Origin of the sequence: Streptomyces sp. NPDC006259 (assembly GCF_042870975.1) — a bacterium.
Taxonomy (GTDB): domain Bacteria; phylum Actinomycetota; class Actinomycetes; order Streptomycetales; family Streptomycetaceae; genus Streptomyces.
In genome coordinates this window covers 316529-331847 of the sequence record NZ_JBIAHY010000005.1, presented here as the reverse complement: position 1 = coordinate 331847, position 15319 = coordinate 316529, and the positions used below count along the sequence as shown (strand labels likewise).

General features: G+C 71.0%; 17 protein-coding genes and 1 pseudogene. 11 read left to right on the top strand and 7 right to left on the bottom strand.

What is annotated here, in order from left to right; genetic code table 11:
* Positions 1-199 precede the first annotated feature (199 nt).
* Positions 200-2032 (top strand): cholesterol oxidase substrate-binding domain-containing protein, encoded by a 1833-nt coding sequence (locus tag ACFYO5_RS22195; protein ID WP_388711140.1) that lies wholly within the window; start codon positions 200-202, stop codon positions 2030-2032.
* 151 nt (positions 2033-2183) lie between these two features.
* Here ACFYO5_RS22195 and ACFYO5_RS22190 read toward each other — a convergent pair whose 3' ends face one another.
* Positions 2184-2630, bottom strand: coding sequence for an Lrp/AsnC family transcriptional regulator (locus tag ACFYO5_RS22190; protein ID WP_388711137.1), 447 nt, complete (start codon positions 2628-2630; stop codon positions 2184-2186).
* Positions 2631-2723: 93 nt separating this feature from the next.
* On the opposite strand from ACFYO5_RS22190, the gene ACFYO5_RS22185 reads away from it, so the two are divergent.
* The 4 genes from ACFYO5_RS22185 to ACFYO5_RS22170 all read left to right on the top strand — a co-directional run bounded on the left by ACFYO5_RS22185 (position 2724) and on the right by ACFYO5_RS22170 (position 5466).
* Positions 2724-3542: an LLM class flavin-dependent oxidoreductase gene (locus tag ACFYO5_RS22185; RefSeq protein ID WP_388711134.1), complete on the top strand. Its 819-nt coding sequence runs from the start codon at positions 2724-2726 to the stop codon at positions 3540-3542.
* Positions 3539-3979 (top strand): nucleoside deaminase, encoded by a 441-nt coding sequence (locus tag ACFYO5_RS22180; protein ID WP_388711131.1) that lies wholly within the window; start codon positions 3539-3541, stop codon positions 3977-3979. The genes ACFYO5_RS22185 and ACFYO5_RS22180 overlap by 4 nt, the downstream gene beginning before the upstream one ends.
* A 138-nt stretch (positions 3980-4117) precedes the next feature.
* Complete coding sequence (locus tag ACFYO5_RS22175) at positions 4118-4627, top strand: DinB family protein (protein ID WP_388711128.1); 510 nt, start codon at positions 4118-4120, stop codon at positions 4625-4627.
* 158 nt (positions 4628-4785) lie between these two features.
* Positions 4786-5466 (top strand): DUF5701 family protein, encoded by a 681-nt coding sequence (locus ACFYO5_RS22170; RefSeq protein WP_388711125.1) that lies wholly within the window; start codon positions 4786-4788, stop codon positions 5464-5466.
* Positions 5467-5624: 158 nt separating this feature from the next.
* Here the strand turns inward: ACFYO5_RS22170 and ACFYO5_RS22165 are convergent, their stop codons facing one another.
* From ACFYO5_RS22165 to ACFYO5_RS22150, 4 genes and pseudogenes are all read right to left on the bottom strand, one after another.
* A complete protein-coding gene (locus tag ACFYO5_RS22165) occupies positions 5625-6839 on the bottom strand; it encodes an MFS transporter (protein WP_388711122.1) in 1215 nt (404 codons plus the stop codon).
* A gap of 520 nt (positions 6840-7359) precedes the next feature.
* Entirely contained in the window at positions 7360-7743 is a 384-nt protein-coding gene (locus ACFYO5_RS22160; protein WP_356567780.1) for an STAS domain-containing protein, read from the bottom strand.
* Positions 7744-8024: 281 nt separating this feature from the next.
* Positions 8025-9265 (bottom strand): annotated as a pseudogene (locus ACFYO5_RS22155) (ABC transporter substrate-binding protein).
* A 130-nt stretch (positions 9266-9395) separates the two neighbouring features.
* Positions 9396-9638, bottom strand: coding sequence for a DUF5302 domain-containing protein (locus tag ACFYO5_RS22150; protein WP_388711118.1), 243 nt, complete (start codon positions 9636-9638; stop codon positions 9396-9398).
* Positions 9639-10368: 730 nt separating this feature from the next.
* On the opposite strand from ACFYO5_RS22150, the gene ACFYO5_RS22145 reads away from it, so the two are divergent.
* The 4 genes from ACFYO5_RS22145 (at position 10369) to ACFYO5_RS22130 (ending at position 12582) form a co-directional block, all read left to right on the top strand.
* Positions 10369-10740, top strand: coding sequence for a hypothetical protein (locus ACFYO5_RS22145; protein ID WP_388711115.1), 372 nt, complete (start codon positions 10369-10371; stop codon positions 10738-10740).
* Positions 10741-10875: 135 nt separating this feature from the next.
* A complete protein-coding gene (locus ACFYO5_RS22140) occupies positions 10876-11145 on the top strand; it encodes a hypothetical protein (protein ID WP_388711112.1) in 270 nt (89 codons plus the stop codon).
* A 362-nt stretch (positions 11146-11507) separates the two neighbouring features.
* Positions 11508-12191 (top strand): hemerythrin domain-containing protein, encoded by a 684-nt coding sequence (locus tag ACFYO5_RS22135; protein ID WP_388711109.1) that lies wholly within the window; start codon positions 11508-11510, stop codon positions 12189-12191.
* 94 nt (positions 12192-12285) lie between these two features.
* Complete coding sequence (locus ACFYO5_RS22130) at positions 12286-12582, top strand: hypothetical protein (RefSeq protein WP_388711107.1); 297 nt, start codon at positions 12286-12288, stop codon at positions 12580-12582.
* 213 nt (positions 12583-12795) lie between these two features.
* Here ACFYO5_RS22130 and ACFYO5_RS22125 read toward each other — a convergent pair whose 3' ends face one another.
* Positions 12796-13215 (bottom strand): DUF4345 domain-containing protein, encoded by a 420-nt coding sequence (locus tag ACFYO5_RS22125; RefSeq protein WP_388711104.1) that lies wholly within the window; start codon positions 13213-13215, stop codon positions 12796-12798.
* Positions 13216-13290: 75 nt separating this feature from the next.
* Here ACFYO5_RS22125 and ACFYO5_RS22120 point away from each other — a divergent pair, with 75 nt between their 5' ends.
* Positions 13291-13899 carry a TetR/AcrR family transcriptional regulator gene (locus ACFYO5_RS22120; protein ID WP_388711101.1) on the top strand — a complete coding sequence of 203 codons (609 nt, stop codon included), beginning with the start codon at positions 13291-13293 and terminating at the stop codon, positions 13897-13899.
* 152 nt (positions 13900-14051) lie between these two features.
* Here ACFYO5_RS22120 and ACFYO5_RS22115 read toward each other — a convergent pair whose 3' ends face one another.
* Positions 14052-14486 carry a VOC family protein gene (locus ACFYO5_RS22115; RefSeq protein ID WP_356567798.1) on the bottom strand — a complete coding sequence of 145 codons (435 nt, stop codon included), beginning with the start codon at positions 14484-14486 and terminating at the stop codon, positions 14052-14054.
* A 287-nt stretch (positions 14487-14773) separates the two neighbouring features.
* Here ACFYO5_RS22115 and ACFYO5_RS22110 point away from each other — a divergent pair, with 287 nt between their 5' ends.
* A complete protein-coding gene (locus ACFYO5_RS22110) occupies positions 14774-15319 on the top strand; it encodes a helix-turn-helix domain-containing protein (protein ID WP_356567800.1) in 546 nt (181 codons plus the stop codon).

The following is a 15319-nucleotide window of genomic DNA, read 5'->3' as shown; positions in this document are numbered from 1 at the left end:
TCCGGGGCCCTGGTCTGCGGCTTCCTCGCCCGCCGCGCGCATCACCTCCCCCTCGGGCGCATTGCCGTACAGGTCCCCGAGGCCGTCGGTCACGTGAATCGACGAACATATGACCGCGGGTCTCCCCCGCCGGGTAACGTGCGTGCTCGACCGGCCTGGCGGGGCCGGTTCACAGCGGGCGACGGGGAGGGCTACAGGGATGACGGACGATCCTTCGCACCAGGGCGGTGGGCTGTCGCGGCGCCGGCTGCTCGCGTCGTCGGCCGCCGCGGGCGGCGGGGTCTGGCTGCTGCGCGGGCTGGTCCGGCCGGGCAGCGCCTACGCCGCGTCGCCACCTCCGTCGGGGTTCCCGGCCGGGCTCGACGTCTATCAGCGCGTCTACGAGAACTGGGTCGGCGAGATTCACACCGACCAGCTGTGGACGTGCGCGCCGCGCAGCCCTCAGGAGGTGCTCGACGTCGTCAACTGGGCGCACCGCGCCGGCTGGACGGCTCGCGCGCAGGGCATGCGGCATGGCTGGGCCCCTCTCACGGTGGCCGACGGCACACCCGCCGCGACCCGGGTCGTTCTGGTGGACACCACCGCGCATCTCACCGCGATGTCGCTGGAGCGCCGGGCCGCCGACGGGTCGGCCGCGGTCCGGGTCCAGGCCGGCGCCTCGCTGGAGACGCTGCTGGCGTTCGCCGGCGCGGGCGGGTACGGGGTCACCTCCGCGCCGGCACCCGGTGACCTGTCGGTCGGCGGCGCGCTCGCCATCGGCGCGCACGGCACGGCCACCCCCGCCGTCGGGGAAAGGCCGTCGCCCGGCCACGGTTACGGCTCGTTGAGCAACCTGGTCACCGAGCTGACCGCCGTCGTCTGGGACGACACCGCCGGCCGTTACGTCCTGCGGACCGTCAGCCGGGCCGAGCCCGACTGCGACGCGCTCCTCACCCACGTCGGCCGCTCGTTCGTCACCGAGGCCGTCCTGCGGGTGGGCGCCGACCACAACCTGCGCTGCCAGTCCTTCCTGGACATCCCGGCCACCGAGCTGTTCGCCGCCCCCGGCGCTCCGGCGGGCACGCGGACCCTGGCCGGCTTCGTGGACCGCACGGGCCGCGTGGAGGCGATCTGGTTCGCCTTCACCGACAACCCCTGGCTGAAGACCTGGAGCGTCACCCCCCAGCGGCCGTTGGCCGCCCGCGCGGTCGCCGAGCCGTACAACTACCCGTTCTCCGACTCCCTCCCCGAGCCGGTGGCCCGGCTCGCCGGGGACCTGGTCTCCGGCGCCTGGGCGAGCGCGCCGCTCTTCGGGCGGGTCCAGTACCTGCTGGCCAAGGTCGCGTTGACCGGTGACATCACCGACGTCCTGCTCTCGGGGCCCCTCGTGCGGGACGTGCTGACCGGTGAAGTCCTCACCCACCTGCTGGCGGGCGGCCTGCGGTCGGACCTGTGGGGCGCCTCCCGCAATCTGCTGGAGTACGTGCGGCCGACCACGCTGCGCGAGACCGCCAACGGCTACGCCGTCCTCACCCGCCGCGCCGATCTTCAGTGGGTGGTCAGCCAGTTCGCGGACTTCTACCGCAAGCTGCTCGCGCAGTACGCGGCACGCGGCGAATACCCGGTCAACGGCCAGGTGGAGATCCGGGTGACCGGCCTGGAGGACCCGTCCGTGTGCGGGGTCCCCGGCGCCCGGCCCCCGCTGCTGTCCGCCCTACGCCCGCGTCCCGACCGGCCGGACGTCGACACCGCCGTGTGGATCGACATCCTCTCCCTGCCCACCACTCCCACCCTGCACCGCTTCTACCGCGACATCGAGCGGTTCCTCCTGGCCCTGGACGGGGACCGGGCGACCGTCCGCGTGGAGTGGTCCAAGGGCTGGGCCTACAGCGACACCGCCGCGTGGTCCGACCCGGACGTCCTCACCCGCGCCATCCCCGCCAGCCAGCGTGCCGGGGGCGGTCCGGGCTGGGACGAGGCGGTCGCGATCCTCGACCGGCTCGACCCCCACCACGTCCTGTCCAGCCCGTTCCTCGACGCGCTGCTGCGCTGAGCGGGCGGACCGCCCGACTCCCGGACGGAGGGCGGCAGGAGCGAATCGTCGGAGGGGACCGATGCCCCGGCGAGTGGGGGCACGGCGGCCGGTCCCGCCGCGATCACCGTTCCTTTCGCGCCAACCTACGGGAACGCCGGTCCGCTGCTCGTCAGGGCCGGACGGGCCCGCGGTAGGGCAGCGTCCGGCTGTAGACGACGCTGGTGGTGGTGGTGCCGAAGCCGGCCAACTCGTCCATCAGCGTCTCCAGGTGCTCCATCGAGGTCGCGGCCACCTTGAGGGTGTAGCAGTCGTCGCCAGTGGTACGCAGGCACTCCAGGATCTCCCGTCGCTCGGCGAGCAGCCGGCGCAGGGGCTGGTGACGGTTGCCCGGGTACTTCAGCCGGACGACCGCGAGCACGGGGTAGCCGACCTTGGCGAGGTCGACCACGGCGCGGTAGCCGGTGATGACGCCCAGCGTCTCCAGATGCCGCACCCGCTCCGTGGTGGCGGACGAACCGAGACCCACGCGCCGCCCCAACTCACTGAGGCTGATCCGCGCGTCCTGTTGCAGCTCGTCGATGATCGCCCAGTCGATGTCGTCCAGCTTCCCGGTCATATCGCGATCGTAGCGGGAAAACGACGGCAGATTACGCCGTTGACCGGGAGAAACTTCTTCCAGGCCGATTGGTGATCGGGATAGCCTCCGCCCATGCAACTTGGTGTGAACGTACCGAACTTCGGCCCCGGGACCGACCCGGGCGTGTTGCGCGACTGGGCGCGGGTCGTGGAAGGGCTCGGCTTCGACCTCCTCATGGTGTCGGATCACGTGGCCGTCACCGCGGACGTGGCCGAGCGCTATCCGGCGCCGTTCTACGAGCCGTTCACCACACTGTCATGGCTGGCCGGCGTCACCACCAGGGTTCGGCTCGGTACCACCGTGCTCGTACTGCCCTACCGGCATCCGCTGTTGGTGGCCCGCATGGCCACCAACCTCCACCAGCTCAGCGGGGGCCGGCTCGTGCTCGGAGTGGGCGTCGGCTGGGCACGACAGGAGTTCGACGCGCTCGGTGTGCCGTTCACCTCGCGCGGCAAGCTGACCGACGAGTACCTCGTCGCCCTGCGGCGGGCGTGGCGTGAGGAAGGCCCTGAGCACAACCCTCCGATCCCCGTCTGGGTCGGCGGGAACAGCGAGGCGGGGATCCGCCGCGCCATCGGCTTCGGCGACGCCTGGCATCCGCTGCGGGGCACCCTTCCCTGGATGCGCGCGGTCGTGACGGGCCACTCGCTGCCGGGGTTCGCGCCCCGCATCGCCCTACGGCTGACCCCCGCGCCGATCGACGATCCCGAACGGCTCGCGGGCACCGGTACGCTCGATCAGGTCCTCGACGACCTCCGGCAACTGCACCGTCTCGGCGCCGGCACCGTCGTGCTCGACCCCTACCACGGAGACCCGGAGGACACCCGCCGACCCCACGCGGCGTGGGAGGCGCTCACCGCCGTGGCCGCACACTGGAGGACATCATCGTGATCACGACTGCCGACGAGAAGCTCCTGCGACGGGCGATCGCCATCGCAGCCCACGCCACGGCTCTGGGCGACGCGCCGTACGGCTCCCTGCTCGCCGGGCCGGACGGAACGATCCTCCGTGAAGCGCACAACACGGTGCGCCGCGACAACGACATCAGCGCCCACCCGGAGCTGAAACTCGCCCGCTGGGCGGCCCGTGAACTCGACCCCGCCACGGCCGCCCGCACCACCATGTACACCAGCTGCCAGCCGTGCGGCATGTGCGCGGGCGGCATCGTCCGATCCGGACTCGGCCGTGTCGTCTACGCGCTCTCCACCGAGCAACTCGTCGCCCTGAACCCGGAGTCGGGCACGTGGCCGACCGTGACGCAGGACGGCCCCGCGCTGTTCGAGGAGGCACGCACGCCCATCGAGGACCACTACCGGCCCCAGCGGTGAGCGCCGGCTCGCGGCCACCGCCCGGACGCGGCGAGCGGACGCGTCCTCGACGCGCCGGAGCAGTCCGCCGCTGAGGTGCTCAACTGCCCCCACCGATATGGCGTCATGAAACGGGCCCGGCAGATTATCGTTACCGTCATGGTCTCCCATCCGTCAGTGCAACCCGACGTGTTCCACGCAGCGATCCGCGAGCAGTTCGAGGCGTTCCTGGACGAGCATCGATCAGCGCTGCACGACAGCCTGAACGGACTGACCGAGGAGCAGGCACGCCGGTCGCTCGTCCCGTCCAAGACCACTCTGCTGGGCCTGGTCAAGCATGCCGCGTTCGTCGAGAAGGTCTGGTTCGACGAGGCGATCACCTGCCGGTCCCGTGCCGAGATCGGCATCGCCGCCTCCCCCGACGAGTCGTTCGATCTTCACGACGGCGACACGATCGCCTCCGTCCAGCGTGACTACCGGCAGGCCTGCGAGGAATCCCGCCGAGCGACGGCGGAGTTGACGCTCGACGACCTCCTGCCGGGCAACCGCCGGGGCCCGCTGCCGCTGCGCTGGGTCTACCTCCACACGGTGCGTGAACTGGCCCAGCACTGCGGCCACGCGGACATTCTTCGGGAGCAGATCCTCGACGGTCCGACGCACCGCGACTGAGCCAGGAACCCTCCTCACCGACTCGCAGCCCGGCCCACGGACCCGGAGCACCCGCATGCCACAGCCGGTGGCGAGGGAGCACGGCGGCATGGTCCGGCGGCCGGCTTCGCCGTCTCCGCGGGCCCCGCGGGACCTCCACATCAACTCTTAGGAGCTTCGTGCCCGAAACCACGCAGACCACCTCCACCGCTCTCCCCGCACTTCCGGCCCTGAGCATGCAGGCCGAGCGGCTGATCGAGCTGGGGGTGCACGAGATCGCGGGCCTGTCCGCGGACGGGCTGCGTTCGTTCGCCCGGTCCGCCGAGGCCTCTTCGGCCGACGATGGCGCTCTGCTCGCCGTTCACCCGGATCTGGCCCCTGCCTCCGCCCTCGCACCGCTGCTCCGCCGCGAAGACAAGCCGGGTTTCGTCGTCACCGACATGCCCGATGTCGACCTCTTCGCTCCGCTCGACACCGTCGTGCTGCCCGGTACCCCGCTCTACCTGGTCACCGGCATCGATCGCGGCGACCACATGGCCAACTGGAGCCCGGACGAGGCTCTGCCCGCCCTCACGACCGAGGGTCGCACGCCGTTGCTGCTCACCGAGGGCGTCCACTGGGTGCTGCAACTGCCCGCCGTCCTGGAACGCAACCGCTGTTTCATGACCATCGGCTCCCGGCTGCGCAAGGCCAACGACTCCCTGGACGCCCGCACACCGGCGATCTGGATCAGCAACGGCACCGGGCGGGACGGCCGCGAGCGCCGCAACGCGCCCAAGGTCGGCTGGTGTTGGGCGGGCAACCGGCACACCTGGCTGGGCTTCGCCTCCGCGACGGGCCGCACGAGCCAGCAGGCCTGACCAGTCGGTCGTGGACGGGTGGGGGCGACGGGGGAGCACACCCCGCCGCCGCCCCCACCACGGTTCCGACGTGGCCCTGGGCAGGCCGTCGGCATCGCGGGAGGCCGTTATGACGATCACGATCACGCCCGCGTAGGCCAGGACGATCCCCCGTGTGTTCAGGACCGCTCGTCGCGGCCCTGCCCCACCCGGTGCGCCCCTACTGCCAGGACCATGAGCACTGCGGTGCACCCTCCCAGCAGCATGACCGCAGACGGAGAGGTGCGGTCAAGGACGATTCCTCCTACGAGTGCACCGACCGAGATCGTCGCCTGAAAAGAAGCCGTGAACAGGACCGATGCCGCCTCAGGGGCGTGCGGGGCAGCCTTGGAGAACCAGGTCTGCGACGCGACTGGCACGGCGCCGTACGCGATGCCCCACACGATCAGCAGCATCACCGCGCCGGTCTCCCAGCGGCCCAACGCCGGAAGCAGGAGCGTCGCTGTGGAGATCAGGGCGGCCGCGAGCCCGAAGACGCTGCGCGGATACCGGGCCGTCCAGGCGCCGCCGAGGAAGTTGCCGAGGATGCCGGCGGCGCCGTAGAGCAGCAAGAACGTGGTGATCAGACCGGCGTCGGCGTGGGTGACCTGTTCAAGGAAGGGCGTCACGTAGGTGTAGGTGCCGAAGTGGGCCAGCACGACGAGGAACGTCAGCAGGAGTGCGAAGCGTGTGTCGACGCCGCGGAGCATGCCGCCCAGAACCCTCAGTCGTGTGGCCCGCACCGGAGGAAGCGGCGGGACGCACAGGAGCAGCATGACCAGTACGCCGAGCGTCAGAACTCCCATGACGGTGAAGGCCGTTCGCCATCCGGCGTAGTTGCCGATGAGGGTGCCGGCCGGTACGCCGAGGACGGATCCCAGCGGGACGGCGGAGAAGATGACAGCAGTTGCCCTGCCGACCGAGGCAGGGGGCACCAGTCGTCCGGCCAACCCGGCTCCGATCGACCAGAAGCCGCCAATCGTGATCCCGACCATGATTCGGGAGATCAGCACGAGCCAGTAGGCGGGTGCCGCGGCGGCAAGAAAGTTCGCCAGTGCCAGCAAGAGCATGAAGGCACACAGCATCAGTCGGCGATCGAGGCGTGCCGTGGCCACGGTGACCAGTGGAGCGGCGATCGCCGCCAGGAAGCCCGGCATGGTCATCACCAGTCCAGCCATCCCGTCCGAGACGGCGAAGCTGGAGCCGATCGAGGTCAGCAGACCGATCGGCAGGATCTCCGTGGTGACGACGGCGAAGATTCCCAGCATCACCGAGACCACGGCCGGCCATCCCGTCAGCGGGGACCGAGGGGGTAAGGGGGTGCCGTTGACCGAAGCTGTGGTGGTTGCCGACATGGCGTTCCGTCCTGTGGAAGGCAGCGCGTCTCGTGATCAGTTCAGCAGGTGCCATCGCGAGGTGGCTGGCACGTCTGCGACGGCACCCTTGCCCTTCACGGTGATGTCGCGTTCCGGCTGACAACGGCCGACGAAGTGAGGCGCCCCGGCTCCGACTCCGGAGTCCGGGAGGCGGACGGACTCGTGGTCGTCGGGGGCGAGTGCCGGCCGACGGAGAGGAGGCGTCCGACGGCCGGGGCGTGCTCGCGGGCCGGCCGCGTCGGTCGACGGACACCGTCGACCGACACGTCGCCCGCCATCCGGTTGCGAGCCGGCCACCTCTGGGAGTTCTCACCCCGGTGGTTTCCGGCCGTCTCGCTGTCCTCCGACGCGGGCCTCCTCCCCACCCGGCGGTACGGCCGCTGCGCCCGTTACGGCCTCACGACTGGTGGCCGGCCGTGGTCGGTGGACGCGCGGCGGCCGGGTCGGAACCGGCCTCCTTCTCGGACACCGGCACCGCGTGCGGGGGCAGTCGCGTCGCTCATGTGCCGGGCACATGGGTGTGGTCGGGCGCCGGCGGACGACTCGCACGGGCGGCGGCGTCGAGGGCGGCGTACACGGTGGGGAACGCGGGGAACAGGAAGTCCAGGCCGAGAATGTGCCACACCTGCCGGTAGTGGGCGTTGAGAGCGGCGACGCGCAGGGTGCCGGCATGATCATCGAGGATGTGGGACAGCTTGATGATCATGCTGATGCCCGAGGAGTCGAGGTACTCCACCTGCGAGGCGTCCAGCACCAGGGTGCCGCAGCCCTGTCTGACCAGGTCCTCACACTGCGCGCCCACCAGGATGGCGTTGTCGTAGTCCACCTGCTCCGGCAGTTGGGCAACCGCTGTGTCCCCGTGCCGCATCCGCACCGTGAGCATTGGAAATGCGCTCCTGCCTTGTTTCGACTGCTTAGCCATGCCGTTCGACGAGCACAGTTGCGCGCCTACCCACAACTCCGCCCCGCACCGCTCCTCCTGTGAGTATGGACGCACTGCCGTGGTAACCGTCAGCGGTCGCCATGACTGTGGCGCTCAGTTCGCCGGTGCCGGAGGTCGTGAACGGTGGCTGGCCAGTCGGAGAGTAGTCGCCCAGGTGTCCGGACCCACCGGCGGCCATGGCACGCACGTGGTCCTCGAAGCGGTCGGCCACCTGCCTTCCGTCAGCCGGTGTGGAGGACGCGGAAGCGGTCGGGCGCCGCCGGATCCCGATCGACGACCTGGATCGGCGGCGATGCCCACTGCCGGACGCTGATGCCTGGCATGCGGGAGAACCGGATCCGTCCACGGGTGCCCTCGACCGCGACGTGCGGCCAGGATCCGGCCGTGCGCGCCCGGTCCACGCCGTGAGAACGCAGCGCCTCGGCGAGAACGACGACGGTGTCGTAGCCCTCGAAGGCGACGAAGGAGGGCGCTCCGGCCAACCGCTCGCGCAGCTCCGTCCCGACTCGCGCGCCGAGCGGGCTCAAGCGCTCGGGCAGGTAACGCAGGAACGGGATCGCGGCGCCGTCGTCACCCAGCGACGTCGCCCATGCAGCGAACTCCGGCTGCCCGGCCGGAGCACCGATCAGGACGTCGGCGAGGCGCGCGTCGCGGCGGACGGCCTTGACGATCGACACGGCCGGATCCGGGTGGCCGACCAGAAGAAGGAGGGCTGTCGCCCCGTTGCCGGCCAGCTCGTCGCACACGGCCGCGGGGGTGAGCACGCTCATGTCGAGTTCGATGACGGTGCCGCCGCGTGGAGCGAGACAGTCCCGCAGGATGCGGGTCCCGGCAGCCCAGTAGACACTCGTCTGGGTCGCGACGGCGACGCGACGGTGGCCCGCGCCGAGGAGGTGGTCCGCGTAGGCCCGCCAGCCGCGGGACTGCGGCGGGGAGAGGCGTGCGACCCATTCCGTGGGCTGTTCGGTGAGCGCGTCGAGCACCGCTGACGAGCAGAGGAAGGGCAGGCCGAGGGCGTCGGCCCGAGCGGCAGCGGCACGAGCGACGACGCTGTGATACTCCCCCGCCAGGGCGGCCACACCGAGGCCGGCCAATTCGTCCACGGCCGTCGCGGCCTTCTCCGGATCAGCCGCGGTGTCTCGGACCGCCAGCTCAAGTGGTCTTCCGCCGATCCCGCCGACGTCATTGGCGTCGCGAACCCCCAGCCGGAGTCCGGCGAGCAGGTGTCGGCCCGCTTCGACCCAGCCGGGCCGCGTCAGCGGAACGAGGGCGCCGATCCGGACGGACGACCCGTCCGTCCGGTCTGTTCCCCACAGCGATGGTGGCGTGTTCATGCGTCGGCGTCTCCCGAGTGACGGCTCGGCCGCAGGCCGCCGGGATCGCAGCGCGGCGAGGCCGCCCGGCAGTACGCGTTCATCTCATCTCGCCGTGACGCGCGCACCCGGGTGACCATGCCGGACATTGCCTCCACCACCGCCGACAAGCAACCGTTCATTCGGTCGCCGAGCTGCCAGGGTTCATGAAACCTGGCACCGGCTCTCGCGTTCCGCACCTGCCGAGTTCCGACTGGAGACCGTGGGACTCAGCGGGACTCAGCCGCCGCTCTTCCGGCGGAACGACCGCTGACTCGCGGCCGGGCCGTGCGCGCCGTGGATCTTCGACGGGTCGGTGCTCGTGGTGGAGTCGGCGGCGTCCGCCTGCTTACCCCGCTTGCGCTCCAGAGCCTCCCGGAACTTGCGCTTCAGGTCGTACTGGCCGTCAGCGTCGGGCGTGAGGGCGGGGTTCTCGCCGTCAACCGGCTCGGCGTTTTCGGGCGACGGAGACTCTGCGGTCATGGGGACCTCCTGGAACTCGGCGGTGGAAAGCACAGCTTGTCACAGCAGGCACCGGTCGAGGCGCCCGAGTCCTGCATCGCCGTCCGCAGTCGCGGTCGTCGGCCGAACCGGATGAGGACTCCCAGGTGATCCGCGCGGCCTGGCGGACGCGGCGGCGGACGCATCGCGGACCGTCGGGCAGGGCGGACAGGAGGTCCGCGGGGGCGGCGACAGGCGAAGAAGGCGTCCGGTGCCCGGCGCCCGTGTGCGCGTCGCCACCGCGGCACCGCGGCACCGCGGCACCGGCCGACGCTGCGGTGCGGCCGACGCTGCGGTGGTTTTCAGCGGCCTTCCACCGGCCTGCCGCCCGCCGGCCCGGCAGGCTCGATCGCGGCGCCCTCCCTACTGCCGTCATGAGCGCCGCCGCGACGCACCGAGCCGTTCGTCCACGCCCACGACGGCAGCCACGCGCCGTACGGCGAGGAAGCCGAGCCCACCGGGACGGGGGCGAGCGCTGAGCCCACGGACCAGGGCGGAGGCCGGTCCGAGACGGCGCCCGCCGGTCGTCATGGCCTCGCTGCCCCGCCGCCCCGGCGACCGCCCGTCCGTCACCTCCGCTACTTGAGGGGCTCGTGTGCCGGACCTGCAGACGGGTACCCGTGGCCCGCCGACAGCCCGCCTTTCGGCAACGCTCACCTTCACGGAAACAGGAACGGGAACAGGAACCAGAACGGAAGCAAGGGGTACGACGATGAGCGACAACACCGGGTCACGAGCCACTCCGGACCACGCTGATCTGCCACTGCCCGACTACGACCACCTGCCGCTGGGCAGTCTGCAACACCGCGTTCGGACGCTGGCGCAGGCGGATCTCGCGCAACTCCTCTCCTACGAGGAGGCACACGGTCAGCGTCTTCCCGTCATCGAGATGATGCGCGCCAGGCTGCGAGAACTCGAGAACGGCGCCGAACCTTCGGGTGGGTCGCCTCTGGCCCCCGCACCGGAGCACGCCCCTCCCCCCACGGGCGGATCGCCCGTCTCGCCGGAGACCACGGGACCACCGATGAACCCGCCGTCGCATGGCGCGCCCGAGAACCCTGCCCAGCCTCGGCCCACCGGCTGACGGTTGCGGTTAGGGGGTGCTCAGGGACACACCAGGCGGCTCCGGGCGCAACGGCAACCGGGACCGTGCGCCCCGAGGCCGCGGGCGTCCTCGGTTGTCCGTGTCAGGCAGTGCGTCCAGGTAAGGAGGGCACCTGTGCGGCAGGGTGATGAGGAACTGCTGGATTTCGACACCAGTGCGCTCGAGGACTGGGACGCGGAGCGGGCCCGGGTCGCCCTCGACGGTGCGGACGGCGCCCTGTACCGCAATCACCTGCGGATGGCCCTCCTCCTGGACCAGTGGGCCAAGGCCGAGAACGGACGTACCGACACCGGTCGCCACTACAAGGCCGGATACGTGCAGGCACTCGGCGACGTGGCCGCCTTCTTGAGGCAGACCTACTATCTGCCCGCCGGCGCGGACTGAGCGGAGAACCGGGAACCGCCTCGCACGCCGGCGGACCCCCGGTGCCCCGGCGTGCCGCCCTCCCGCCTGCTGTCGGTGCGCTCCCGCACCGTCCTCCGCCAGCCCGGTTGACCAGGAGGCGGGCACCTCCCTGGTGCCGGGAGTCGCGTCGAGCGCCGGGGGGACGTACCGCCGCAGTGCGCACGGTGCCGGGCCGGAGCACGCGGTGAACCACCCAGCACGCCGTCGGCCCGGTGAGCATTTCCTACTGTGAGCACTTCCTGCCGGTGGGACGGGCCCCAGGCGGGTACCCGGTGCAGCCGCGCACCCGGGGGACGGGGTTCCGGTCGGCCTCGTCGCCCGTTCGCAGGGAAGGAGCCGTCATGCCACGGACCATCGCGGAACAGACCGTCGACCAGCTGGGCGGTACGGACAGTGTCCTGGCGCGCCAGCGCCGCGACCATGCCGAGATGGACCGGCTGATGAGCCGGTACCAGACTCTGGGCGACGGGGAGGACCGAGAACGCGCCTTGAAGGAAACGGTCCAGCTCGTCTTCAGCCACGCCTTCGCCGAGGAGAGCGTGCTGTGGCCCGCCGTACGGCGCTCGGTCCCGGAAGGGGAGGAGCTGACCGCCCGTGTCGAGGAGGAACATCAGCAGATCAACGATCTCGTCGCCGACATCGAGCGGCTCGCTCCCGGCGATCCGGAACGCGAGGAGAAGGTGCGGCGAGCCTTCGCGCTGATACGGCAGGACATCAGGGATGAGGAGGATCTCCTCCTGCCCCGGTTGCAGGAGGCGCTGGACACCTCCCGGCTGCGGCAGCTCGGCACGGCCTGGGAGACGGTGCGCAGGACCGCGCCCACCCATCCCCACCCGGTCATTCCACGGCGTCCGCCCGGCAACGCGATCCTGGGCGTACCTCTGAGTCTCTACGACCGCGCACGTGACGCGCTCGGGCTGGGCAGTGCCGCGGGGACGGTGAAGAAGAGACTGGCCGGACTGGCCGCACTGCTCGTTTCCGCGGCCGCGGCCGTTGCCGTCGCCGTGCTCCGCAGGCGGCGCTGAGCCGCCGCGTTCGCTGGTGTGGTGAACGTCGGCCGCGACCGCGGGCGAGCCCCCGCGCCGGGACGCCGAGCCCACCTCTACCCGGGAGAACCTCATGACCGACCGTGATGATCACCAGCAGGCGCCGGCGTCCGGCATGCGCGCAGATCACCAGGATCACCTCACCGAACCCGACGCCGGGTGGCCACAGCACACCGGGACAGAAGGCGATGCGGTGCCGGAAGGAACCTCCGACGCCCTCGAAGAGGACCCTTCCGTCCGCAAGGCAATGGAGGACGACACGAGCGCCCCGGCCTTCGTCCGAGAGGAGGCGGACGACGACGGCCCGCTCACGCCCGAGTTCCGCGAGCCGACGGACAGGGGCGACGGCGGCGACGGGAGCGGGAACTGAGAGACCCACGCCGGTGGCCGGAGGTGCCTCGGTCCGAGCCGCTCGAGGAATCGCCACGGCCCGGACGGTGACTTCCCCTCCGGCTGGGGCCGGAGGTTCGGCCATGCCGGTGGCCCGCGTCGGTGGGATCCCCCGAGGAGGCCCTCGGCAAGAGCCGGCGACCTCCTCGGACGGTGCGGTTCGGCGCGCGCCCGCATGCTCGCGCCCTTGACCTCACGAAGCGGCAGGTCGCTGGGCCTGGCCGCGGAGGGCCTTCTCCTCCGAGTCGGCCAGCCAGAAGAACAACGGCGGCAGGACGAGTTCGACGACGGTCAGCACCACCTGGAACGCGTGCGGCCACCCGTCCACCGCAAGTGACAGCAGCCGCCCGACCGCCCCCAGGAGGAGCACCCCGGCCAGCCACCGCACGGCCGTCGCGGGAATCGGCGACCGACGGGCCGCCCAGAGCCAACCGAGGCCGTACCCGGCGAAGGTCGCGCCGAAGAACCGTCCGAGACTGTCGACCGTCGCGCCCGCCGAGCCCGCACCCGGGATGGCGGCGTTCCCGAGCAGTACGTGAAAGAGCCCGATCGCCACGCACGCGTAGCCCGTCGCGCACGCTAACCCCCGCAGCACCTTGGCCTTGCCCACCATCGGCCACCCCCCTAGTAGACGCGTGTCGACTAAGCTACTCCCGACTAGTAGACATGTGTCAAGTAAGATGGACCCATGTCCCCGCGTCAGCGACTGCAACCCGCCGAACGCCGCGCCCAGCTCCTCGCCGTCGCCGCGCAACTCTTCGCCGCGCACCCCTATGACGAGGTGCTGATGGAGGACATCGCCGATCACGCGGGAGTCTCCCGCGCGTTGCTCTACCGGCACTTCCCCAACAAGCGGGACCTGTTCGCCGCCCTCTACGGACAGGTTGCCGAGCAGTTGCTCGCCCAGACCCGGCTCGACCCCGCCGACTCGCTGGTCGAGCAGCTCACCGAGGGTCTGGACGCCCATATCGAGTACTTCGCGCAGAACCGCAACACCGTCCTGGCGGCCAACCGGGTACTGGCCGGCGACCGCGTGATCCAGACGATCATCGCCGGTGAACTCGACTCCCTGCGCGAGCGGTTGCTCGGCGTGCTGCCACTCGACGACGACAGGACCCGCGAGGCCGTGTCGGGGGTGCTCAAGAGCTGGTTGGTGTTCGTCCAAGTCCTCTGCGTGGACTGGCTCACCGAGGAGACCTGCACCGCCGCCGAACTGCGTGACGTGTGCATCGGCGCCGTGCTGGGCGCTGTCCGACCGCTCCTCGACGAGGACCCCGCCCCGGACTGGCCCCACTGACGACGGAGACCCCGCCCCGTCGCACCGACCGCACTGACGACGTCAATGGTGTGTGGGGTGCCGACCGGCCGCCTGCCGGTGTTCCGATCACCCGGCGAGGCGAGGCGAGGTTGTGCGGGCGGGCGATACCCGCGCCCGGCGTGGTGGAGTGCTCAGTCGAGACAGAACTCGTTGCCCTCGATGTCCTGCATCACGATGCAGGACTCCTCGATGCCGTCGGCAGCCAGTAGACGCACGCGTACCGCGCCGAGGGCGACCAGTCGTGCGCACTCGGCCTCGAGCGTGGCCAGGCGCTCCTCACCCACGAGGCCGGTGCCGACCCGCACGTCGAGATGTACCCGGTTCTTGACGGCCTTGCCCTCGGGGACGCGCTGGAAGAACAGCCGCGGGCCCACGCCCGAGGGGTCGCCGCAGGCGAAGTCCGCGCCCTGCCGCTCAGGCGGCAGGGACCGGTTGAACTCGTCCCACGTGGCGAAACCCGCCGGTGGTGGCGGTACGACGTATCCCAACACCTCGCACCAGAAACGAGCGACGCGCTCGGGTTCCGCGCAGTCGAAGGTGATCTGAACCTGCTTGACCGATGACATCGGCGCACCCTAGCAAACGCAACTCGTCGTTCAAGACCCGGCGTGGGCAGGGATGTTGTCGAGGGGCTGCCCTGTCGGCCGTGCGCCTGACGTGGCAGGCCATGCCGGCGAAGGTCCGCGTGCCCCGCGTGCGGCCGGCTCGGCCAGGCGTCCACCCCCGTCGGGTCCGCGCGGAGAAGGCGTACGCCTCCCACACCCGCGCAGCAGCTTGTAGTCGGGGACCCCCTTGGTAGGACGCCGAGGCCTGCTAGAGTCTCCATACCAAACGGTATGGTATGGAGTGGGCGATGACGGACACCGGTAAGGAACCCTGGCTGGCGGAGGGGCTCGCCCTGCTCGCGGAGCAGGGCGCCCAAGCACTGACGCTCGAGCGGCTCTGCGAGCGCCTGGGCAAGACCAAAGGCTCCTTCTACCACCACTTCGGCTCGGTGCCGAAGTACCGGACGAGCCTGCTCGCGCACTTCGAAGCCGGGTACACCGCCGCGATCATCGATGCCGTCGAGCGGTCCGGCTCCGGATCCGGCCGGGAGAAGCTGGAACGACTCCTGCTCAAGGTGGCCTTGCGGGACGGCCCGGAGCTGGAGATCGCCATGCGGGCCTGGGCCAAGCAGGACCCTGAGGCCAAAGCCGTCCAGGCGCGCGTCGACGCGACCAGGACCGCGTACCTGCGGACCTTGTGCGAGCAGGCCGGCTTCGCCGATCCGGACCGCATGGCGAAGTTGCTGTACGTGGTCCTCATCGGGGCCGGGCACCTGACACCGCCGCTCCCGTCGGCCGAGGTCGTCGGCATGTACGAACTCTTGTTGTCGTCCGGCCGGCCGGAAATCGGCTGA